The organism is Palleronia sp. THAF1 (assembly GCF_009363795.1).
Lineage (GTDB): Bacteria > Pseudomonadota > Alphaproteobacteria > Rhodobacterales > Rhodobacteraceae > Palleronia.
In genome coordinates, this window is record NZ_CP045420.1 from 1,255,889 (window position 1) to 1,278,295 (window position 22,407).

The window sequence follows — 22,407 nt, forward strand, 5'->3', positions numbered from 1 at the left end:
TATGACGACCAAAACCACGCCGAAACCGTCGGCCCAGAAGCCCGCTCCGAAAACAGCAGAGGCGCCGGCCGCGAAGGTTGTCGAGGAAATCGCACCGACGGTGACGAAAGAGTTGAAAAAGCCAGAACTGATCGACCGCGTCGTTGCACTGTCTGGTATCAAGAAGAAAGACGCCAAGCCGGTAGTCGAAGCGATGCTGTCGGTCATGGGCCAGGCGATAACGGATGGAGAGGCGCTGAACGTCCAGCCTTTCGGCCGTGTGCGGATCGTCAAGGCCAAGGACCTGCCGAACGGTCAGGCGATCACCCTCAAACTTCGTCGCTCAGGCCCCGCACTGTCGGAATCCGAAGCCGGTGCCGAACTCGTGCAAGAGGCTCTTGCAGACGAGGAACAGGAAAGCTAGGACGCGTCCACCGGGCGATTAGCTCAGCGGTAGAGCACTTCGTTCACACCGAAGGGGTCACTGGTTCAATCCCAGTATCGCCCACCATCATTTGAAAAGGCGCGCCCCGGTCGGCGCGCCTTTTTGCGTCTGTCGCTCGCGCTAGGTGGCGATGCAAAAGGAGATGACAATGTATCTGACGATGAACCGCTTCCACGTGACTCGTGGCCAGGAACAGGCGTTTGAAGAGATGTGGGCCAGCCGCGACAGCCATCTGAAAGAGGTACCGGGCTTTGTGTCCTTCCACCTGATGAAGGGGGAGACGCGGGAAGATCATACGCTTTACGCCAGTCATACCGCCTGGAAGACCGAGGCTGCATTCCGAGACTGGACGAAGTCCGAGGCCTTCCGCAAGGCGCATTCCGGCGTGCGGCCCAACACCGAAATGTATCAGGGTGCTCCGGTGCTGGAGGTCTTCGAGGCAGTTCAGACTCTCACTTGACAGGTTCTGTCGTTTCTATATTTCACGAAATATGGAAGCGATGGTCGAATCCCTGTCTGCGCTTGCTCACCCTCAGCGGTTGGAAATATTCCGGTTGCTGATGCGGCGCTATCCTGATGCGGTTTCCGCTGGCGAGATCGCTGCGATCCTCGATGTGCCTGGCAGCACGCTCTCCGTCTATTTGTCATCGCTGCGTCATGCAGGACTTCTATCGCAGACCCGTCAGGGTCGATCCCTTCTGTATCGTGCGGATGTGAACCGCGCCGCGAAAGTGATCGGCTACCTGCGCGACGATTGCTGTAGGGGGCGCCCCGAGATGTGCGCTTCCCCCGATACCTTGTCCGAAAAGGAGAGCGCCGTGGGCGATACGCCATTTTCCGTTCTGTTCATCTGTACCGGCAATTCCGCCCGATCCATCATCGCAGAAACCATCCTTCGAGATCACGCGGGCGACCGCTTTACGGCATATTCGGCAGGCACCAAACCTCGGTCAGAGCTGAACCCCTTTGCCGTTGCGCTACTGGAGGGCAAGGGACACGACGTATCGGGCTCGCGGGCCAAGACGGTCGCAGAGTTCCAGGGGCCCGATGCACCGAAGCTGGATTTCGTCTTCACGGTCTGCGACCGCGCGGCAAACGAGGAGTGTCCCCCTTGGCCGGGTCAGCCCATCAGTGGCCACTGGGGCATGGTCGATCCCGTCACGGCGACGGGAACCGAGGCCGAGAAGAAGCTGGCGTTCCAGCAGACATATGCGGGCCTGCGGAACCGTATTGCTGTCTTCACGGCCTTGCCGCTCGACAGTCTGGATCGGAAGTCCCTGCAGCGGGCTGTTGATGACATTGGCGATACGGAGATTGCCCGATGACCACGTATGCGCTGAATGGCTTGGGTCGCATTGGCAAGCTGGCGCTTCGCCCTTTGCTTGAGAGCGGCGCAGAGATCGCATGGATCAACGACGCTGTTGGAGATCCGGCCACGCACGCACACCTGCTAGAGTTCGATAGCGTTCACGGAAGGTGGGACGCTGCGTTCTCCGCCGACGTCGACAGCCTGACCATCGACGGGGTGCACCTGCCGGTTCACGGGGCGCGCCGGATCGAAGATATTCCGCTAGACGGCGTCGATGTGGTCATCGACTGCACCGGTGTCTTCAAGACCGAGGCCAAGCTGCAACCCTATTTCGATGCGGGCGTGCGGAAGGTGGTTGTCTCCGCTCCGGTCAAGGACGGGCCGACCGCGAATATCGTTTACGGCGTGAACCATGATACATACAACGCGGACGCCCATCACATCGTCACGGCGGCCTCTTGCACGACGAACTGTTTGGCGCCGGTGGTCAAGGTCATCCACGAAGGGCTTGGTATTCGACATGGGTCGATCACCACGATCCACGACGTGACCAACACGCAGACTATCGTAGACCGGCCCGCCAAGGATCTGCGGCGGGCGCGGTCTGCCTTGAACTCGCTGATCCCCACGACGACCGGATCGGCGACGGCGATCACGCTGATCTATCCCGAACTGAAGGGCCGCTTGAACGGTCATGCTGTGCGTGTGCCGCTGCTGAACGCCTCTCTGACGGACGCGGTGTTCGAGGTCGAGCGCGCCACCACCGCCGAAGAGGTCAACGAGATGTTCCGGGCCGCCGCCGATGGCCCGTTGAGTGGCATTCTGGGCTACGAGACTCGCCCATTAGTGTCGGCCGACTACGTGAACGACACGCGGTCGGGCATCGTCGATGCGCCCAGCACGATGGTGGTGAACGGCACGCAGGTGAAAGTATACGCTTGGTACGACAACGAGATGGGATACGCCCATCGGTTGATCGACGTGGCGCGTATGGTGGGCAGTTCGTTGTGAGCAAGATGCGCGACGGAGTGGCGGCCTATATTGCCGTCACAGCGGCCTATTGGGCCTTCATGCTGACCGACGGCGCGCTGCGGATGCTCGTTCTGCTGCACTTCCACACGCTTGGCTTCAGCCCGGTTCAACTGGCCTACCTGTTCGTTCTGTATGAACTTGCGGGCATGATCACAAACCTCTGCGCGGGCTGGATCGCCGCGCGGTTCGGGCTGACTTCGACGCTATATGCGGGGCTTGGGTTGCAGGTGGTGTGCCTGGCGGCTCTGACGCAGCTGGACCCGGCTTGGTCCGTGGCGACTTCCGTCGTGTTCGTCATGGTCGTGCAGGGCCTGTCGGGCGTGGCGAAAGACCTTTCGAAGATGTCGGCGAAGTCGGCGGTGAAGGTGCTGGCCCCGAAAGCGCAGGGTGGTTTGTTCCGCTGGGTCGCGGTCTTGACGGGATCGAAGAACGCGGTGAAGGGTTGCGGCTTCCTGCTGGGCGCGGCGCTGCTGGCAACGTTGGGTTTCGATGCGGCATTGCTGGTGATGGCCGTGGTGCTTGGCGCTATCTTCGCAATCGTTGTCGTGTCGATGCCGTCCGGTCTGCCGCAGGGTCGCAAGGGGCGCGCCTTCACAGAGGTCTTTTCCAAGAACCCGAACATCAACTGGTTGTCGGCCGCGCGCATGGCGCTGTTCGGCGCGCGGGATGTGTGGTTCGTCGTCGGTATCCCGATCTATTTCTACGCCGTCCTGTCCGACGGGACAGAGGCTGGCAACAGAGCCGCCTTCTTCACCATCGGCACCTTCCTTGCCGTCTGGATCATCCTCTACGGTGCGGTCCAAGCCACTGCGCCGCGATTGCTGCGCGCTGCCAGCCGTCCAGAGGCCGAGATCGTCGAGGAAGCACGTCGCTGGGCTGCGATCCTTCTACCGATCCCGATCATACTGACGGCGCTTGTCTGGGTTGCGGGCGACCCCGCACCATGGCTGACGGTGGCGTTGATCGTGGGGCTACTGGTGTTCGGCGCGGTGTTTGCGGTGAACTCTTCACTGCATTCCTACCTTGTGCTGGCCTTCACCGAAGAGGATCGGGTCACGATGGACGTGGGTTTTTACTACATGGCCAATGCGGCCGGGCGGCTGCTGGGCACGGTGCTGTCGGGCCTGTCCTACCAGTTGGGCGGCTTGCCCTTGGTGTTGGGCACCGCCAGCGTGCTGGTCGCCCTGTCGTGGCTGGGCGCGACACGGCTGGACAAGGCGCAGCTTGCGCCGGCTTAGGCGGCCCCGCAGACTGCGCGGATGGACCCGCTGCAAGACAGATTGCCTGACGATGCGCTTGCTCATCCACTTCCAGGCACGCGGCCCTGCGCGCCGGGGGATTGGCTGCGGCGGGACGAGGCGTTCGCCGCCCAGATGGACTTGCGCGACCGATTGATCGCTCAGCAGCGCGATGCGGTGATCGCGATGCGACCCGAAGGGCAGGCGGCGGCGCAAGAACTGCTGGCGCTGGTCGCGGCAGAGGTTCCGGATCATCGCGTTCCGCCAGACCCCACCGACCCACTGGGCAGCCTTGGCCGGATCGCGCAGGAGGACTTCGCAATCATGCTGCCGGGGCAGGGCGAGCATTGGCTTGGCGCCGCCGTCATCTGCTTTCCGTCCCGCTGGCAGCTATCGCAGAAGATCGGGCGTCCCCTGACGCGCATACACGCCCCGGTGCCCGACTACGACGCCCCCATCGCCGCGCGCGTGCAACGCCTGTTCGATGGGGTGCGGGCCGATGCGCCGCTGGTGCGGTGGAACCGGCTGCCCTATTGGGAGCCGGTGCTGCACAACCCCAAACCCGAAGAGGAACCGCGCGCGCCCAACGGGCCTCGGCCCTACATGCGGGCCGAACGGCAGGTCATTCTGCGGCTGCCGCAGACGCGCGCTGTGGTGTTCTCGATTCACACTTACCTTGTGCGTGCCTGATTATTCTGCCGGTTGGCTTTCTCCGGGCGGATCGTCTGCGTCCACGTCCGCGGCATCACCGGGCAGTTCGGACGGCATGTTGTGGTCGGCCTCTACGTCATTGCGATACCGCATGTTGTGCCGGTGGACGATCAACGGATCCCAGCGCAGCGCTTTCAGCAGACCGAAGGCGATCAGCGCGATGACAACGGCAAAGGGGAAGCCCGCAATGACGGCCGCTGCTTGCAACGCAGACAACCCGCCCGCGAGCAACAGCACAGAGGCCACCGCACCCTCGGAAATCGCCCAGAAGATGCGCTGCACCTTTGGCGGATTCGGATCGCCGCCCGCCGTCAGCATGTCGATCACGTAGGACCCTGAGTCCGACGAAGTGACGAACCACAGCACGATCAGGACCACCGCGAAGACGCTGGTGACGGACGACCACGGGAAATACTCCAGCAGCGCGAACATAGTGTTGCCGTAGCCTTCCTTTGTCGCTTCGACCAACGCCGGATCGCCGCCCAGCGAGATGTCGATGGCGACGCCGCCGAAGGCGGAAAACCAGAAGAACATGATCGAGCAGGGCAGCAGCATGACGCCCGCGATGAACTCTCGTATGGTGCGGCCGCGGCTGATGCGCGCGATGAACACACCGACGAAGGGCGACCAGCTGATCCACCACGCCCAGTAGAAGATGGTCCAGGAATTTTGCCAGGTGTCGTTCGCGTCCGCTGGCGTCCAGGTCTGGGTCCAGGTCGAGATATCCAGGAAACTTTGCAGATACAGGCCGTAGTTTTCCACGAAGCCGTCGAAGATGAACAGCGTGGGGCCGACGATCAGGATGAAGGCCAGCAGGCACATGGACAGGACGACGTTCAAGTTCGACAGCCGCTTGATCCCGCCATCAAGCCCCGCGACCACGGATACGGTCGCCAGCCCGGTGATCACCGCGATCACGGCAATCTGTACGAAGACGCTGGAGCCGATGCCGAACACGGTGCCCAAACCATCGTTGATTTGGATAGCGCCTAGGCCCAGCGAGGTGACGATGCCGAACATCGTGCCGAAGACGGCCAAAATATCCACCAGATCGCCCCAGCGTCCGTAAATGCGGTCTCCGATCAGGGGATAGAGCGCGGAACGGATTGTCAGCGGCAGGCCACGACGGTAGTGGAAGTAGGCAAGCGATAGGGCCACGACGGCATAGACGGCCCAGCCGTGAAAGCCCCAGTGTAGGAAGGTCAGGGCCATCGCCTCTCGGGCGGCTTCAAGCGTCTCAGGCTCGGCGCGCGGCGGCGAGAAGTAGTGATACATGGGCTCGGCCACGCCCCAGTAGATAAGGCCAATGCCGATGCCCGCGCTGAACAGCATCGCGGTCCATGAGAACAGGTCGTATTCGGCTTCCTCGTCCATCGCGCCAAGTCGAATGTCGCCGAAGGGGCCGAGCGCCAGATAAAGCACGAAGAGGATCAGCAGATTCACTTCGATGATCAGCGCCCAACCGAGGTTGGATGCCAGAATATCCTGCAGGCCAGCGAAAATCGTATTCGCAGTTTCCGAAAACAGGGCGCCGAACAGGATGAATCCGACGATCAGGATCGCCGATGTCGCAAAAACGGTTCGATTTACTCTGGGGAATATCCAAAGCGAGTCTTGGGAAATCTTATTGTCGTCCACGTGTTACGACCTTCCACTCATGCACAGGAATGGCGCGCGAGCGCCTTGAACTCCATTTATCTTAGGTCGGTCTTGGTAGGTGTAAACGCCGCAAAGCAGTCTCGCCTCAAGAGGCGAGACGCTTCGGGGCGGCTTCGAGATCGGCCCAGGTGAAGTCGGTGGGCACGATTCGCTGACGTGTGGGCTGCCAGTAGATCGAAGAGACCTTCGTGCGCGCGATCAGGCGACGGACGATCTGGAAGCAAAGCTGACGACCGACTTCCCGGTTACCGCGCACCAGCGCGGTGCAGGCGATGTCGATCTGGCGTGTGCCGTCTTCGGTGCCCCGGATTTCCAGCGTCAACCGGCCGTGGTCGGTCATGTATTCGAGGGTCTCGCCGGTCACGCCAAGACCGAGGCTGTGCACCTGAACGTCGGACTGCATCAGCAGCCAGCCGACGATCCCGGGCAGGTCGTTCAGGGTCACGTCGGCCTTGGCATCCAGCACAACGGCAGCGGCGGTCTTGTGGGAAATTTCGATCACTATCCTGTCCTTCGAATTGAGTGTTATTGTTCCTATTCGAGAAACATCATCGGTGATTGGGGCAGGATCGTGTCCGGTCCACGCCAATCCTGCGGTTTTGTGCAGGGGTGATGAAAAAAATTTTCCGGGCACGAGAAGACGAAAATTGCTGAGGAATGATGAAGGGGACGGACTGCCGAAGGGGCCGCCACGAAAAAGGGGCGCCCCGAAGGACGCCCCTTGTCTAACAGTGCTGACTGAAAATCAGCAGCTGTAGTACATCTTGAACTCGACCGGGTGGGGCGTGTGCTCCATGGCGTAGATCTCTTCCCACTTGAGCGCGGCGTAGCCGTCGATCTGGTCCTTGGTGAACACGTCGCCTTTGAGCAGGAACTCGTGGTCCTTCTCCAGCTCTTCCAGCGCTTCGCGCAAGGAGTGGCAGACGGTCGGGATCTCGGCCAGCTCCTCGGGGGGCAGGTCGTAGAGATCCTTGTCCATGGCTTCGCCCGGATTGATCTTGTTCTGGATGCCGTCAAGTCCGGCCATCAGCAGGGCGGCGAAGCACAGGTAGGGGTTCGCTGCCGGATCGGGGAAGCGGGCCTCGACGCGCTTGGCCTTGGGGGATTCGGCCCACGGGATACGCACGCAGCCCGAGCGGTTGCGAGCAGAGTAGGCGCGCAGAACCGGAGCCTCGAAGCCCGGGATCAGACGCTTGTAGCTATTGGTGGACGGGTTGGTGAAGGCGTTCAGGGCCTTGGCGTGCTTCAGGATGCCGCCGATGAACCACAAAGCCTCGTCCGACAGGTCAGCGTATTTGTCGCCAGCGAACAGCGGCTTGCCGTCCTTCCAGATCGACATGTTCACGTGCATCCCGGTGCCGTTGTCGCCAGCGATGGGCTTGGGCATGAACGTGGCCGATTTGCCGTAGGCGTGGGCGACGTTGTGAATGACGTACTTGTACTTCTGCAGCTCGTCGGCCTGCTTGGTCAGGCTGTCGAAGATCAGGCCCAGCTCATGCTGGCAGGACGCCACTTCGTGGTGGTGCTTGTCGACCTTCATGCCGATGCGCTTCATCGTGGACAGCATCTCGGAGCGTAGGTCCTGGCCCTCGTCGATGGGGTTCACGGGGAAGTAGCCACCCTTGATGCCGGGACGGTGGCCCATGTTGCCGGTCTCGAACTCGGCATCCGAGTTCCAGGACGCATCCGTGGCGTCGACTTGGTAGGACACCTTGTTCATCTCGACCGAGAAGCGGACGTCGTCGAACAGGAAGAACTCGGCCTCGGGGCCCATGAACGCCGTGTCGCCGATGCCGGACGCCTTCAGGTAGTCTTCAGCGTTGCGCGCGGTCGCACGGGGGTCACGGTCATAACGCTCCATGGTGTCGGGCTCATACACGGTGCAGTGCACCGCGATGGTCTTTTCGGCGTAGAACGGATCGACGTAGGCGCTTTCGGGGTCGACCATCAGTTTCATGTCGGACTGTTCGATGGACTTCCATCCGGCGATGGACGAGCCATCGAACATGAAGCCTTCTTCCAGGAAATCCTCGTCGACCTGATCGGCCATGACGGTCACGTGCTGCAGTTTGCCGCGCGGGTCCGTAAAGCGGATGTCGACGTATTCCGCGTCTTCATCCTTGATCATCTTAAGCATATCAGCGTTGCTCATGTGTCCCTCTCGGTTTGAGTGTCTGGGTGTGTGAACGGGTTACAGGGCGTCTGGCCCGGACTCCCCGGTACGAATGCGGATGGCCTGCTCGACGGGCGAGACGAAGATCTTGCCGTCGCCGATCTTGTCGGTCTTGGCCGCAGCGATGATCGCCTCGATCGCGGCGTCGACCTGGTTGTCGTCAAGCACGACCTCGATCTTCACCTTCGGCAGGAAGTCGACGACGTATTCGGCACCGCGATACAGTTCGGTATGGCCCTTCTGGCGTCCGAACCCTTTGACTTCCAGCACCGACAGGCCCTGAATGCCCACGTCTTGCAGGGCTTCCTTCACCTCATCGAGTTTGAAGGGTTTGATGATCGCCTCGATCTTCTTCATCGGCCCGAATCCTCCACTATCATTCCACAAGCGACAGACCACTTCCCCGACGGGGCCTCAATCAGCTAGCCTTCCGGCAGTGCTGCGCGGTCGAGGCTTTGGTAGGTGCTGCCGATTTTTTGTGCAATCGGATTGTCTGCTGGGCAGTTTGCGAAAGGCGAAATGATGACGGAACTGCTGACTGCCGAACAGATGCGCGAAATCGAGCGCGCTGCCATCGAAAGCGGCAAAGTCACGGGGTTGGAGCTGATGGAGCGCGCAGGGCAGGGCGCGGTAGAGGCGATATTCGCAGAGTGGCCGGAACTGCGCGAAGGCTCTCACCGCGCCGTCGTCCTCTGCGGCCCCGGCAACAACGGCGGCGACGGCTTCGTCGTCGCGCGGCTGCTGAAGGAGCGGGAATGGGACATCGAGGTGTTTCTGTACGGGGATGCACCTGCAGATGGTTCGGACGCATCAACGATGCAGCATCAGTGGGAGCAGCACGGTTCAGTGCTGTCGATCGGAGACAGTTACGGTCCAGACGATAACCATGAACCGGTCGCCCTTCTGATAGACGCGGTCTTCGGCGTTGGTCTCAACCGCAAATTGGAAGGAGCGGATTTAACGGATTTCCTCCCATGGCATCTACTGCATGGTCAGGGTCGTCGGCGATTGCACGACGACAAACGCGTTGTTGCGATCGACATTCCAACCGGGCTTTGTTCGGATAGTGGTAAGCTGTTAGCAAAAGATGGCATGGTTGCCGATCTGACGGTCACCTTCCACACGCAGAAACGCGGTCATGTGCTTGCCAATGGCCCCGAAACATGTGGCTCGGTGCGTGTTGTCGATATTGGCTTGCCGCATCTTCCGCGTATTCCTCCTACACTTCTTTACCAAGAGAATTCAAACTGGGGAGCGACAATATTCCTAGATACCGACGGGGATCGTTTCACCAAAGACAAGGCGATTGTAAGGCAAGTTGGCAATCCCGAATGGCTGATGAAGATAGGCCGCCACAAGTTCGACCACGGCCACGCGCTCGTTCTGTCGGGCGGGGTCGGTCGTGGCGGGGCCGCCCGGCTGGCCGCTAGGGGGGGGCTTCGGATCGGGGCGGGGTTGGTAACGGTGGCGTGTCCTCCGGCGGCGCTGATCGAGAACGCGGTACAGTTGAACGCGATCATGTTGCGGTCCGTGACCGACGGCGATGCGCTGGCCGCGATGCTGGAGGATGCGCGGTTGAATGCGCTTTGCCTGGGACCGGGACTGGGGACCGGGCCGCGTGAGGCGGGGCTGGTGTGGGCGGCGCTCGGAGCGCGGCGGCGTATCGTGCTGGACGGGGACGCGTTGACGTTGCTGGCGAACAACGCCGATCTGATGGCCCTTTTGCACGTTGATTGCGTGCTGACGCCCCATGAAGGCGAATTCGCGCGGCTGTTCCCCGACCTCTCCGAAAGGCTGTCCGAGGACAATACCTATTCCAAGGTCGATGCCACGCGAAACGCCGCTGCGCGGGCGGGCTGCGTGATCGTCTTCAAGGGGCCGGACACGGTGATCGCCACGCCGGACGGCCGCGCCGCCATCCATGCTGCCGCCTACGATCGCGCGGCGCCGTGGTTGGCGACCGCCGGATCGGGGGACGTGTTGGCGGGATTCGTCACCGGGCTACTAGCGCGTGACTTCACGCCCTTCGATGCGGCCTGTACGGCAGCCTGGCTGCATACCGAATGCGCGCTGAAATTCGGTCCCGGTCTGATTGCCGAAGACCTGCCAGAGATCCTGCCGCAGGTTCTTCGCGCGCTCTGACCGGTCTTTGCTTTTCGCAAATATCCGCCCCGCAGGGCCGGTTACTCGACCGTGACGGACTTCGCCAAATTCCGCGGCTGGTCCACGTCGGTGCCCTTTGCCAACGCCGTGTGATAGGCCAAAAGCTGTGCGGGCACGGCGTACAGGATCGGGGCCCAGAGGTCCGGGCAGGCGGGCATCTCCAGCGTGGCCCAAGCGTCTGGCTCTGCCGCAAGGCCTTTCGCGTCCGAGACGAGAACCACCCGACCGCCCCGCGCCATCACTTCCTGCATGTTCGACACGGTCTTGCCGAATAGCGCATCCGACGGGGCGAAGGTGATGATCGGCACGGTGTCGTCGACCAGGGCGATGGGGCCGTGCTTCAACTCTCCGCTCGCATAACCTTCCGCGTGGATATAGCTGATTTCCTTCATCTTCAAAGCGCCTTCCAGCGCCAAAGGATACAGCGCACCGCGCCCAAGGAACAGGATGTCGCGCGCCTCAGACAGATCGCGCGCGATGTCTTCAATCTGTGTCTCGATATTCAGCGCTTGGCTGACAAGCGCGGGCACGCCGCCCAGTGCGTTTAGATGCGCGGCGAAGTCGTCCGCGCCCAGCGCCCCACGATCCAACCCGGCCTTCAGCGCCATCAGGCCAAGAACGGCCAGAGAGGTCGTGAAGGCTTTTGTCGAGGCGACCCCGATCTCGGCACCCGCATGGATCGGCAACGCCACGCGGCTGTCGCGCGCGATGGACGATCCGGGCACGTTGATGACGGACACGCAGAAGGCCGTATCCTTGGCGTAGCGCAACGCGGCCAGCGTATCGGCAGTCTCGCCCGACTGGCTGACGAAGATCGCCAGAACGCGCTCGTTCAGGGGCGGCTCGCGGTAGCGGAATTCGGATGCGATATCGATCTCCACCGGAATGCGGGCCAGCCGTTCGAACCAGTATTTCGCGACGTGGCAGGCGTAAGACCCGGTGCCGCAGGCCACCATGACGATCCGGTCGAAGGCGGTGAAGTCGATCGCACCTTCCAGGAAGGTGATAGTGCCGTCCTTGACGTAATACCTTAAGCAATCGTCGATCACGGCGGGCTGTTCGGCGATCTCCTTGGACATCCAATGCCGGTGGCCGCCCTTTTCCACGCGACCGGCGGTTTCCGCGATGCGGGTGACGGGGCGGTCGACCTCTTGGTCATTCTCGTCGAACACCGTGTAGCCGCTGCGCGACATGACGGCCCAATCGCCTTCGTCCAGGTAGATCAGACGGTCGGACATGGGCGCCAGAGCGATGGCGTCCGATCCGACGAAGGCTTCCGTTCCGTTGTGGGCGATGGCCAGCGGCGATCCCCGGCGCGCGGCGATCATCAGGTCGGGGTGGTCGTCGAACAGGAACGCCAGTGCGAAGGCACCGTCCAGCCGCTTGAGCGTCTGGCGCACCGCCTCTACCGGTGACGCCCCGCCGTCGAGGAAGGACTGGCACAGCAAGGCAACGGTTTCGGTATCGGTGTCCGACTCCGCGCCGTAGTTCTTTGCGCGCAGCTCTTCGCGCAGGGCAGCGAAATTTTCGATGATCCCGTTATGAACCACCGCCACGGGGCCTGCGCGGTGGGGGTGTGCGTTCACCTCCGTCGGTTTTCCATGTGTTGCCCAGCGCGTGTGTCCGATGCCGGATTTGCCGGGCAGGGGATGGTGCACAAGGTGGTCGGACAGGTTCACCAGCTTGCCCACCGCGCGGCGACGGTCCAGCGCGCCGTCGTGGATCGTGGCGATGCCAGCGCTGTCGTAGCCGCGATATTCCAAGCGGCGCAGGGCCTCCAGAATGATAGGAGAGACTTCGTGCTCCCCCAGAATGCCGACGATACCACACATGTCAGTTGGTCCTTTTCGCCTTGGCCGCTTTCAGCGAGGCCATCAGTCGTTTCGCGAAGCCGTCTTTAGTGACCTGCTTCGCGCGGCCCAGTCCCAGCGCGCCGTCGGGCACGTCATTGGTGATCACGCTGCCCGATCCGGTCATGGCGTCGTCGCCCACGCGCACGGGGGCGACCAGCATGGTGCTGGACCCAATGAACGCCCGCTCGCCGATTTCGGTGCGGTGCTTGAAGACCCCGTCGTAGTTGCAGGTCACGGTGCCTGCGCCAATGTTGGCCTTCGCCCCCACAGTCGCGTCGCCCACGTAGGACAGGTGGTTCACCTTCGCGCCTTCGCCGATTTCGGCGGATTTGATTTCCACGAAGTTGCCGATCTTGGCATCATTGCCCAATTCCGCACCGGGGCGCAGACGGGCGTAGGGGCCAACGACGGCGCGCGCGCCGACATGGCAGCCTTCCAGATGGCTGAACGCCCGGATCTGCGCATCCGACTCAACCGTGACGCCGGGTCCGAAGACGATGTGCGGCTCGATGACGGCATCGCGTCCAAGGTGGGTGTCGTATGCGAAGAACACCGTTTCCGGCGCCGTCATCGTGACACCGTCGTCCACCGCTTCGGCGCGGCGGCGGTCTTGGAAAATGGCTTCCGCACGGGCGAGTTCGGCGCGGGTGTTGATGCCCATCGTCTCTGCCTCGGGACAGGTGACGGCAGCGCAATGCAGACCGCGCGCCCGCGCAATGCCGACGATGTCGGTCAGGTAGTATTCACCCGATGCGTTGTCGTTGCCGACCGCGTCGATCAGATCGAACAGCGTGGCCGCGTCGGCGCAGATGACGCCGGAGTTGCATAGTGTGATCGCGCGCTCGGCCTCTGTCGCGTCCTTGAACTCGACGATCCGCTCCAATGTGCCGTCCTCGACGACCAGCCGCCCATAGCGGCCCGGATCGGCCGCCTCGAACCCCAGAACAACGACCGCTGCGCCGCCCGCGCGCGCCGCTGCCATCCGCGACAGGGTTTCGGGTCGGATGAACGGCGTATCGCCATACAGGACGAAGGCATCACCCTCAGCGCCCTTCAGCGCATCACAGGCCTGCGCAACCGCATGGGCGGTGCCAAGCTGTTCGGTCTGGTGAGCGATGCGGATGTCGGGATCGTAGTTGGCGGCTTCGGCCTGCACGGCATCCCCGCCATGCCCCACGACCAGCACGCGGGTTTCAGGCTCCAGCGTTTCACCAGCGGTCAAGGCGTGGACAAACAAAGGCGCATGACCCACGCGGTGCAGCACCTTGGGCAGTTCGGACTTCATGCGAGAGCCTTGGCCGGCGGCGAGGACGATCAGATGCGCGGGCATGGGGGCCTTTCCTTCCGTTTCGCGTCCGTCTACCCGATCCTTGGCCGCGCGCAAGCGTCGCGCCTTCACTGCAGGTTACGCAAGGTTACATATGATGCGCACGGTGGTCTTCGATCTGGACGGCACATTGGTGGACACGTCGGGCGACCTGATCGCCGCGGCCAACAGCTGTTTCCGTGCACGCGGATTGGGTGACGTGCTGGACCCGGTAGCGGATGCGGGCATCGCGTTCCGGGGTGGACGGGCGATGCTGCGAGAGGGCTTCGCGCGGACGGGTGCGGGTGGAGAGGCAGAGGTGGACGCCGATTATGACGCGCTGCTGGCCGCCTATGGCGACTCCATCGCCGTGCATTCGCGCGCCTATGAAGGCGCGTGGTCGGCGGTGGAGACCCTGAAGCAGCGCGGCTTCGTGGTGGCGATCTGCACGAACAAGCCCGAAGGGCTGGCGCGGCAGTTGATGGATGAATTGGGCACCGCCCATGTGCTGCCGACGCTGATCGGCGCGGATACGCTTACAGTCCGCAAACCCGATCCGGCGCCTTTGTTGCGCGCCATCGAACTGGCGGGCGGTGAGGCGGGGCGTGCGCTGCTGATCGGCGACACCGATACCGACGCCAAGACTGCGCGGGCGGCGGGTGTGGGGCTTGTGCTAGTCGGCTTCGGGCCGGAAGGGGACGCCATAGCGCGGCTGGAGCCGGACGCGATGATGCGCCACTTCGATGACCTGCCCGATCTGGCGGAACGGATGTTGGGGTAGGCAGTCCCTTCCAAGGATTGCGATGAAACCTGTGCAAGACTTGTCCTACTGCATGCCGACGATGACCCGGAACTGATCCACGGCCCCCGCCGCGACCTCCTGATCGTAGCGCAATCCGACACGAGCCGAGAACAGGCGGACCGGCACGTCGAACACGTGATCCACCCGACCCGATGCCGCGTCCTGCGCTGCGTAGGCTGCATCTTGCAGCGCGGCGTAGTCAGGCGGCGCTGGTCCAAGTCGCGTCAGATCATAGGGATCGCCCGCATCCCCGCGATGTCCGATCCGCCAGACACGCCGACCGCCCCGCCAAAAGGCGCAGGAGCTGTGCATCGACGTCTCGTTCACGCGCAGGACAAGCGCGTCGGCGTCTCTAGACAGCTCGGGAAGTGTGAATTGCTCGGCCACGTCGGCGATCACCAAGTCTTCGAACCACGCGACGGACCAGCCCGTCGCGCCGACCCGTGCAGCCCAATCGTCACCATCCGGCTGCGTGTCCTCGGTACGGAGAACGTCGCAATCCAGCCCGGAGATCAGGCGCTCGACAGGCACGGTCGCGGCGATCAGGCAGATACGAAATCCCATGGCGACACTTGGCCCCGTGTTCGCAGCCCGGTCAACCGATTGCCAATCCCGCCCGGCGCGATACCGTAGGTACAAAGGGGAGGACCACCATGTTCACGGCATCCTTGACGTTCGATCTTGGCGAGGACATCAACGCGCTGCGCGAGATGGTGCACCGCTGGGCGCAGGAAAGCCTGAAGCCGCGCGCCGCCGAGATCGACAGGAGCAACGAGATGCCCGCCGACCTGTGGCCGGAGATGGGTGGATTGGGGCTTTTGGGGATCACCGCGCCGGAAGCGGACGGCGGCGCTGGGATGGGATATCTGGCGCATGTGGTTGCCGTGGAAGAAATCGCGCGGGCCAGTGCAAGCGTCTCTCTGTCTTACGGCGCGCATTCCAACCTGTGCGTGAATCAGATCGCGCTGAACGGCAGTGCCGAACAGAAGGCGCGCTACCTGCCCAAGCTGATCTCTGGCGAAAACGTCGGCGCTTTGGCCATGTCAGAGGCGGGATCGGGATCGGATGTCGTCTCGATGCGGCTGAAGGCGGATAAGCGGAATGATCACTACCGACTGTCGGGCACGAAATACTGGATCACCAACGGCCCGGATGCGGACACGCTGGTCGTCTACGCCAAGACGGACGCCGACGCCGGGACCAAGGGCATCACCGCCTTCCTGATCGAGAAGACGATGACCGGCTTCACCACCTCGGCCCACTTTGACAAGCTGGGCATGCGTGGCTCGAACACCGCAGAGCTGATCTTCGACGACGTGGAAGTCCCGTTTGAAAACGTGCTGGGCGAAGAGGGCGGTGGCGTGCGCGTCCTGATGTCTGGTCTCGACTACGAACGCGTGGTCCTGTCGGGCATCGGGCTGGGCATCATGGCCGCCGCGATGGATGAGATCATGCCGTATCTGGCCGAGCGCAAGCAGTTCGGGAAGCCCATCGGGTCTTTCCAGCTGATGCAGGGCAAGATCGCGGATATCTACACCAAGATGAACAGCGCACGGGCCTATGTGTACGAGGTCGCGAAGGCGTGTGATGCGGGGCGTGTGACCCGTGCGGATGCGGCGGCCTGCGTGCTCTATGCGTCAGAAGAGGCGATGACCGTCGCGCACCAGGCTGTTCAGGCGATGGGCGGGGCAGGCTTCATGAACGACACGGTGGTCAGTCGGCTGTTCCGGGACGCCAAGCTGATGGAGATCGGCGCGGGCACATCGGAAATCCGCCGGATGCTGATCGGGCGTGAACTGATGGGCGCTATGGGATGACCGGTATGCGGTGGGTTCGAGTACTTGCGAGAGTACAGAGCATGGGCTTGGGGCTACTGGTCTTGGCCGGGCCTGCGTTGGCGGATCGGCCTTATCCGGAACAGTATCTGCTAGTGTTTGAGGCTTGCGTGACCGACGCGACGGCCGACCAATTGATGCAGTGCGTGGGCGACGCCGCGAGCGCTTGCATGGAGGCCGAGCCTGACGGTCAGACCACCTTCGGCATGACGGCCTGCATGATGATCGAGGCCGGTTTCTGGGATGACCGTCTGAACGCTATGTGGCCGGATGTTCAGGCCGCCGTGCGGGCCGATGATGCCGCTGAAGCCGGGATCGCGGAGGGCGCATTCGCCCAGCGCGCAGAGGCGCTTTTGACGGCGCAGCGTGCGTGGATCGCCTTCCGGGACGCGGAATGCGCTTTGGACTACGCGCTGTGGGGTGCGGGCTCCATGCGCTCTATCGCTGCAGCATCCTGCAAGCTGGACATGACAGCGGCGCGTGTTCAGCGGTTGCAAACCCTACTGGAGCCTATGTGATGCGTTGGATCGCGATAGTTTTGGCGGTGTCCGTATGGGACGCGCCCGCGACCGCGCAGGAGCCGGTCATCGATCATTCGATTGTCGAAAGCTGTCAGGCCGATGGCTCTTCGCTTTCCTGTATCGGGACCTCGGCAGAGCACTGCATCGAAACGGGCGGGGGCTCGCAGGTGGCCTACGGCTACTGTTATGGCGCGGAACTGGATTACTGGGATGACCAGTTGAACCGGGTCTATGCCGAGGCTGTAGATGCGGCGCGCGCCGTCGATGCCTCGGGATTTGTGCCGCCCATTGGCGTCGAAAGCCTGCGCGAGATGCAGCGGGCATGGATCACCTACCGGGACGCGCGGTGCGAACTGGTCGGACTGTCCTATGGGGGCGGCACGGGGGCTGGTCCCGGCGGGACCGAGTGCCGGATGCGCGCGACCGCCGAGCAGGTCTTTGTCCTGCGCGACCTGCGCGACCGGCTGAACTAGCGCATGCGTCCGGTCCTGTGGCTTCCTGTGTTGCTCGTGTGTGTGCTCGCCGCTGTCTACGGCCTGCGGTTGCGCGCGCCCGATATGGGTGAGGCGATCGAGCGCGTCGCGCGGCTTCATGCGGATCGCGTGCCCGGCGCGAAGGCGTCAGATTGTGCCGCGACGCCGGGGGACGGGAATGCGTGGCTGGTCGTGGCCTGCGGTGATGCGGTGCGCACGGTCTACCGCCTCGACCGGAGTGGGCGTGTCATCGCGCGACAGGCGATGGACGGCCCCGGTGCGGGGCTGTAGCGTTTGCCCATGTTGACCCGCCGCCCTTACGACGTGCTCTACGATAGGTTCCGCTGGGACCTGCCCGCGGCGATGAACATGGCGCATCAGGCCTGCGATGGCTGGGCCGCGACCGAACCCGATCGGATCGCCATCATCGATTTGTCGGGCGGTATCCGGCGCGAGGTGACGTATCGCCAACTGTGGCACCTCTCGCGTCGGGTCGAAGCCGCTTTGATGCAGAAGGGCATTCGTCCGACCGACCGGGTAGGCGTGCTGCTGTCCCAACGTCCCCTGTGTGCCGCCGCGCATCTGGCGTGCTGGCGGATGGGCGCGATCTCTGTGCCGCTGTTCAAGCTCTTCGGTCGCGATGGGTTGATGACCCGGCTGGAAGACGCAGGCGCGGGCGTCGTGGTCACCGATCAGGAAGGGCAGGCGGCGCTGCAAGGTTCTGGAATCGGCTGCATCACCCGCGCGACCTTGCCTGAAGCCCGCGCAGCATCCAGCGCCGCGCCCGAGTTCGATCCCGACCATCCGGCTGTGCTGATCTATACCTCTGGTACCACGGGGGCGCCGAAAGGCGCGCTGCATGGCCATCGCGTGCTGACCGGCCATCTGCCAGGTGTGGAAATGAGCCACGATTACCTTGGCCAGCGCGGCGATGTGATCTGGACGCCCGCCGACTGGGCGTGGATCGGGGGCCTGTTCGATGTGCTGATGCCGGGCCTTGCGCTGGGTGTGCCGGTCGTCGCGGCGCGATCGCCGAAATTCACCGTCGATGATGCCGTGCGGATCTGTGCTGAAGGCGGCGTGCGCAACGTGTTCTTCCCGCCGACCGTGCTGCGTATGATGAAGGCAACCGACGTTTCGATCCCGAACCTGCGGTCGGTCGCGTCGGGCGGCGAACCTCTGGGGGCAGAGATGCTCGCATGGGGTCGTCGCGCGCTGGGCGTGACGATCAACGAGTTCTACGGCCAGACCGAGTGCAACATGATCGCGGCCTCCTCTGGCGAGATGTTCAAGGCCGTGCCCGGCACCATCGGCCGTGCGGTGCCGGGGCACAAGCTGGCGGTGCTGGATGACGACGGCGTGCCGACCGACGGTGAGGGAGATATCGCCGTGGCGCGTGGTTCGGCGTCTATGATGCTGGAATACTGGCGCAAGCCGAAGGAGACGGAGGCCAAGTTCAAGGGGCGCTGGATGCTGACCGGCGACCGGGGCATCTGGGAGGGCGACCATCTGCGTTTTCTGGGGCGCGAGGACGATGTGATCGCCTCTGGCGGCTACCGGATCGGACCGTCTGAGATTGAGGATTGCTTGTTGACGCACGATGCCGTGGCGACCGTGGGTGTGGTCGGCAAGCCCGATGCGGTGCGCGGCCAGATCGTGAAAGCCTATGTGGTGCTGAAGGACGGAGTGGAGGGCGGCGATGCGCTGGCAGCCGAACTGCAAACGATGGTGCGCGAACGGGTGTCGGCCCACGTCTACCCGCGCGAGGTGGCGTTCCTGGAGGCGCTCCCAATGACAGTGACGGGCAAGGTTATCCGCAGCGCGCTGCGCGAGCGGGCGGCGCGGGAATGAGGGGGAGGGGGGGCTCTGCCCCCGCGCTGGCGCGCGTCCCCGAGGTATTTTTGGAACGATGAAGCATGGGGTGGCTTGAATGAAGCTGCAATCGCAGGTCCTGACGGGGTCCGAGACCTATCGCGCCAATCGCGCCGCGCATCTGGACGCGTTGGACGTGGTGCAACAGGCCGCCGCGCTGGCGATGGAGGGCGGCGGCGAGCGGTCTCGCGCGCGTCATCTGAAGCGCGGCAAGATGCTGCCACGTGACCGGGTGGCCGGTGTGCTCGATCCGGGATCGCCGTTTCTGGAAGTGGGTCTGACGGCAGCGCACGACATGTACGACGGAGCTGCTCCAGCGGCAGGGGCCATCGCGGGCGTAGGCTACGTTTCCGGACGGTTGTGCATGGTGCTGGCCAACGATGCCACGGTGAAGGGCGGCACCTACTATCCGGTCACGGTCAAGAAGCACCTGCGCGCGCAGGAGATCGCGGAAGAGAACCGGCTGCCGTGCATTTACCTGGTGGATTCGGGCGGCGCGAACCTGCCGCAGCAGGACGAGGTTTTCCCAGACCGCGACCATTTCGGACGCATCTTCTACAATCAAGCGCGGATGAGTGCGGCCGGGATTGCGCAGATCGCGGTCGTCATGGGGTCTTGCACGGCGGGCGGGGCCTACGTGCCTGCCATGTCGGACGTGACGATCATCGTAAAGGAGCAGGGCACTATTTTCCTGGCCGGGCCGCCCCTGGTGAAGATGGCGCTGGGCGAGGAGATCGACGCCGAGTCGTTGGGCGGTGGCGATGTGCACACACGCCTGTCCGGCGTGGCGGATTACCTGGCCGAGGACGATGCGCATGCTTTGGCCATCGCACGCGAGGCGGTCGCGTCGCTGGGGCCCGTGCCTGATGGTGGTCTGCAGTGGCAGGCGGCGGAAGACCCGGCCTACGACCCCGAAGAGATCCTTGGCGCCGTACCTGCGTCGCTGACCACCCCCTACGATGTGCGTGAGGTCATCGCGCGGATTGTCGACGGCTCTCGGTTCGACGAGTTCAAGGCGCGCTTCGGTGAGACGCTCGTGACGGGTTTCGCGCATGTCATGGGCTGCCCCGTGGGTATCATCGCGAACAACGGCGTGTTGTTTTCGGACAGTGCTCAGAAAGGCGCGCATTTCATCGAGCTGTGTTCCCAGCGACGTATTCCGTTGGTTTTCTTGCAGAACATCACCGGCTTCATGGTGGGCCGCGACGCAGAGGCGGGTGGGATCGCGCGGCATGGGGCAAAGATGGTGACGGCGGTGTCCACCACCTCGGTGCCGAAGATCACGATGCTGATCGGCGGCTCTTACGGCGCGGGCAACTACGGGATGGCCGGGCGGGCCTATTCGCCGCGCTTCCTGTGGTCTTGGCCGAACAGCCGCATCGCGACCATGGGCGCGCCGCAGGCCGCCGGGGTGCTGGCCTCGGTCAAGCGCACGGCGCTGGAGGCGCGGGGCGAGACGTGGTCCGACGAAGATGAGGCCACCTTCAAGGATCCGATCCGCCAGCAGTTCGAAACGCAGTCGCACCCGCTTTATGCCAGCGCCCGGCTGTGGGACGACGGCTGCATCGACCCCCGAAAGGCGCGCGCGGTTCTGGCCCTGTCCCTGCGCGCCGCGACCAACGCCCCGATAGAGGAGACGCGCTTCGGCGTGTTCCGCATGTGATGGATGAATACCGCGATCTGAACGACGATTATCCCGGCGCGGGGACGTTCCGCTTCGGCGACAGCGCGAAGCTGTGCCGCAAACTGACGGATCTGGTGATCGCCGGGACCAAGACCGCTACATGCGGTGCGTTGCGAGAGTTCGAGGATGACCCCGATAGCCGGCCGGTCGTCGGGCGCCGCGACATTGCCTGCGCGTGGGATGGCACGCCGCGGGTCGTGATCGAGACCACCAAGGTCTTTGAGTGTCGCTTCGATGCGGTGCCGGATGCCTTCGCGCGGGCGGAAGGCGAGGGGACCGTTGCCGACTGGCGTGCCGGGCATATCGCGTTCTTCAAGCGCAACGGCGGCTGGTCCGAAGACATGATGCTGCTGTGCGAGCGATTCCGCGTGGTCGAGGTTCTGGAATGATCGCGACCCGCCTGACCGAACGTCTGGGCATCACGCATCCGGTCGTCTCTGCGCCCATGGCGAAGGCGGCTGGCGGACGATTGGCGGCGGCTGTGTCCGAGGCCGGCGGGCTTGGTCTGCTGGGCGGTGGCTACGGCGATGCGGAGTGGCTGGCGCAGGAACGGCGCGCGGCTGGCAACGCGCGGATCGGTGTGGGCTTCATCACCTGGGCCCTGAGCGATGCGGTGCTGGAGGACGCTCTGGCAAGCGATCCGGCGGTGGTGATGCTGTCTTTCGGGGACCCGGCGGCGTTTGCGTCTCGGATCAGCGACGCAGGTGTGCCGCTGATGTGCCAAGTGCAGACACTGGATCACGCGAAGGCGGCGATCGACGCGGGCGCGCAGTTCATCGTGGCGCAGGGGGCCGAGGCCGGGGGGCACGGTGCTAAGCGCGCGACGATGACGCTGGTGCCGGAGGTGGCCGACCTTCTGGCCGACCGCGCGTCCGATACCGTGCTGCTGGCGGCGGGCGGCATCGCAGACGGTCGGGGGCTGGCAGCGGCTTTGATGCTGGGGGCCGAAGGTGTGCTAGTGGGCTCACGGCTTTGGGCAAGCGCAGAGGCGCTGGTGCATCCCAACATGATCGCGGCCGCCGTAGGTGCGTCCGGCGACGACACGATCCGCAGCAGTGTGATGGACATCGCGCGCAGGCTCGCCTGGCCCGAAGGCTACACCGCACGCGTATTGCGCAACGCCTTCACCGACCGCTGGCACGATGACCTGTCCGGGCTGATTGCCGCGGCAACGGTTGAGGCTGCGCGCTATGCCGAAGCGTGGAAGGCGGGGGATACTGCGACAGCAAATACATTCGTGGGCGAGGCGACGGGCCTGATCCATGATGCACCCCCGGCGGCGCAGGTGATCGCAGAAATGGTGACGCAGGCCTCCGACCTTCTTGGCGGCGGCTGGCGGCGATGAAAGGAAT

23 protein-coding genes and 1 tRNA gene are annotated in these 22,407 nt (G+C 63.7%); 17 read left to right on the forward strand and 7 right to left on the reverse strand.

Translation table 11 applies throughout. From position 1 onward, the window contains the following. Position 1 precedes the first annotated feature (1 nt). From FIU81_RS06325 to FIU81_RS06355, 7 genes are all read left to right on the forward strand, one after another. Entirely contained in the window at positions 2-403 is a 402-nt protein-coding gene (locus tag FIU81_RS06325) for an HU family DNA-binding protein (RefSeq protein WP_124112719.1), read from the forward strand. 12 nt (positions 404-415) lie between these two features. After that, positions 416-490 (forward strand) — tRNA-Val (locus tag FIU81_RS06330). 82 nt (positions 491-572) lie between these two features. Next, positions 573-884 carry an antibiotic biosynthesis monooxygenase family protein gene (locus tag FIU81_RS06335; protein ID WP_124112720.1) on the forward strand — a complete coding sequence of 104 codons (312 nt, stop codon included), beginning with the start codon at positions 573-575 and terminating at the stop codon, positions 882-884. A gap of 31 nt (positions 885-915) precedes the next feature. Continuing rightward, positions 916-1,749 (forward strand): metalloregulator ArsR/SmtB family transcription factor, encoded by an 834-nt coding sequence (locus FIU81_RS06340; RefSeq protein WP_124112721.1) that lies wholly within the window; start codon positions 916-918, stop codon positions 1,747-1,749. Beyond that, positions 1,746-2,744: an ArsJ-associated glyceraldehyde-3-phosphate dehydrogenase gene (locus FIU81_RS06345; RefSeq protein ID WP_124112722.1), complete on the forward strand. Its 999-nt coding sequence runs from the start codon at positions 1,746-1,748 to the stop codon at positions 2,742-2,744. The genes FIU81_RS06340 and FIU81_RS06345 overlap by 4 nt, the downstream gene beginning before the upstream one ends. A gap of 5 nt (positions 2,745-2,749) precedes the next feature. Beyond that, positions 2,750-4,003: an organoarsenical effux MFS transporter ArsJ gene (arsJ, locus tag FIU81_RS06350; RefSeq protein ID WP_124112910.1), complete on the forward strand. Its 1,254-nt coding sequence runs from the start codon at positions 2,750-2,752 to the stop codon at positions 4,001-4,003. Positions 4,004-4,024: 21 nt separating this feature from the next. After that, positions 4,025-4,693, forward strand: a complete 669-nt coding sequence (locus FIU81_RS06355) for a heme-dependent oxidative N-demethylase family protein (RefSeq protein ID WP_124112723.1) — start codon at positions 4,025-4,027, stop codon at positions 4,691-4,693. Here the strand turns inward: FIU81_RS06355 and FIU81_RS06360 are convergent, their stop codons facing one another. From FIU81_RS06360 to FIU81_RS06375, 4 genes are all read right to left on the reverse strand, one after another. Beyond that, positions 4,694-6,352 (reverse strand): BCCT family transporter, encoded by a 1,659-nt coding sequence (locus FIU81_RS06360; RefSeq protein ID WP_124112724.1) that lies wholly within the window; start codon positions 6,350-6,352, stop codon positions 4,694-4,696. 106 nt (positions 6,353-6,458) lie between these two features. After that, a complete protein-coding gene (locus tag FIU81_RS06365; protein WP_124112725.1) occupies positions 6,459-6,875 on the reverse strand; it encodes a hypothetical protein in 417 nt (138 codons plus the stop codon). Positions 6,876-7,118: 243 nt separating this feature from the next. Further along, positions 7,119-8,525 (reverse strand): type I glutamate--ammonia ligase, encoded by a 1,407-nt coding sequence (gene glnA, locus FIU81_RS06370; RefSeq protein WP_124112726.1) that lies wholly within the window; start codon positions 8,523-8,525, stop codon positions 7,119-7,121. 39 nt (positions 8,526-8,564) lie between these two features. Next, on the reverse strand, positions 8,565-8,903 hold the full coding sequence (locus FIU81_RS06375) for a P-II family nitrogen regulator (protein ID WP_124112727.1): 339 nt from the start codon (positions 8,901-8,903) through the stop codon (positions 8,565-8,567). A 162-nt stretch (positions 8,904-9,065) separates the two neighbouring features. Between FIU81_RS06375 and FIU81_RS06380 the strand changes: the two genes are divergently transcribed. After that, the gene (locus tag FIU81_RS06380; RefSeq protein WP_320414794.1) at positions 9,066-10,688 is read left to right on the forward strand and encodes an NAD(P)H-hydrate dehydratase; all 1,623 of its coding nucleotides are present in this window, start codon (positions 9,066-9,068) and stop codon (positions 10,686-10,688) included. 41 nt (positions 10,689-10,729) lie between these two features. Here FIU81_RS06380 and glmS read toward each other — a convergent pair whose 3' ends face one another. Then, a complete protein-coding gene (gene glmS, locus FIU81_RS06385; protein WP_124112729.1) occupies positions 10,730-12,541 on the reverse strand; it encodes a glutamine--fructose-6-phosphate transaminase (isomerizing) in 1,812 nt (603 codons plus the stop codon). Between the two features lies 1 nt (position 12,542). Beyond that, positions 12,543-13,892: a bifunctional UDP-N-acetylglucosamine diphosphorylase/glucosamine-1-phosphate N-acetyltransferase GlmU gene (gene glmU, locus FIU81_RS06390; protein WP_124112730.1), complete on the reverse strand. Its 1,350-nt coding sequence runs from the start codon at positions 13,890-13,892 to the stop codon at positions 12,543-12,545. 94 nt (positions 13,893-13,986) lie between these two features. On the opposite strand from glmU, the gene FIU81_RS06395 reads away from it, so the two are divergent. Then, positions 13,987-14,649 (forward strand): HAD-IA family hydrolase, encoded by a 663-nt coding sequence (locus tag FIU81_RS06395; RefSeq protein ID WP_124112731.1) that lies wholly within the window; start codon positions 13,987-13,989, stop codon positions 14,647-14,649. Between the two features lie 45 nt (positions 14,650-14,694). Here the strand turns inward: FIU81_RS06395 and FIU81_RS06400 are convergent, their stop codons facing one another. Next, positions 14,695-15,234: a hypothetical protein gene (locus FIU81_RS06400; RefSeq protein ID WP_124112732.1), complete on the reverse strand. Its 540-nt coding sequence runs from the start codon at positions 15,232-15,234 to the stop codon at positions 14,695-14,697. Between the two features lie 89 nt (positions 15,235-15,323). On the opposite strand from FIU81_RS06400, the gene FIU81_RS06405 reads away from it, so the two are divergent. The 8 genes from FIU81_RS06405 to FIU81_RS06440 all read left to right on the forward strand — a co-directional run bounded on the left by FIU81_RS06405 (position 15,324) and on the right by FIU81_RS06440 (position 22,400). Next, positions 15,324-16,487, forward strand: coding sequence for an acyl-CoA dehydrogenase family protein (locus FIU81_RS06405; protein WP_124112733.1), 1,164 nt, complete (start codon positions 15,324-15,326; stop codon positions 16,485-16,487). A gap of 128 nt (positions 16,488-16,615) precedes the next feature. Further along, positions 16,616-17,023: a lysozyme inhibitor LprI family protein gene (locus FIU81_RS06410; RefSeq protein ID WP_172971411.1), complete on the forward strand. Its 408-nt coding sequence runs from the start codon at positions 16,616-16,618 to the stop codon at positions 17,021-17,023. Then, positions 17,023-17,499: a lysozyme inhibitor LprI family protein gene (locus tag FIU81_RS06415; RefSeq protein WP_172971412.1), complete on the forward strand. Its 477-nt coding sequence runs from the start codon at positions 17,023-17,025 to the stop codon at positions 17,497-17,499. Before FIU81_RS06410 ends, FIU81_RS06415 begins: the two co-directional genes overlap by 1 nt. 3 nt (positions 17,500-17,502) lie before the next feature. After that, positions 17,503-17,790 (forward strand): hypothetical protein, encoded by a 288-nt coding sequence (locus tag FIU81_RS06420; RefSeq protein WP_124112736.1) that lies wholly within the window; start codon positions 17,503-17,505, stop codon positions 17,788-17,790. A gap of 9 nt (positions 17,791-17,799) precedes the next feature. Next, positions 17,800-19,350, forward strand: a complete 1,551-nt coding sequence (locus tag FIU81_RS06425; protein WP_124112737.1) for an AMP-binding protein — start codon at positions 17,800-17,802, stop codon at positions 19,348-19,350. Positions 19,351-19,429: 79 nt separating this feature from the next. After that, positions 19,430-21,034, forward strand: coding sequence for a carboxyl transferase domain-containing protein (locus FIU81_RS06430; protein WP_124112738.1), 1,605 nt, complete (start codon positions 19,430-19,432; stop codon positions 21,032-21,034). After that, a complete protein-coding gene (locus FIU81_RS06435; protein WP_124112739.1) occupies positions 21,034-21,444 on the forward strand; it encodes an ASCH domain-containing protein in 411 nt (136 codons plus the stop codon). Before FIU81_RS06430 ends, FIU81_RS06435 begins: the two co-directional genes overlap by 1 nt. Then, entirely contained in the window at positions 21,441-22,400 is a 960-nt protein-coding gene (locus tag FIU81_RS06440) for an NAD(P)H-dependent flavin oxidoreductase (RefSeq protein ID WP_124112740.1), read from the forward strand. The genes FIU81_RS06435 and FIU81_RS06440 overlap by 4 nt, the downstream gene beginning before the upstream one ends. The last annotated feature ends 7 nt before the right edge of the window (positions 22,401-22,407 follow it).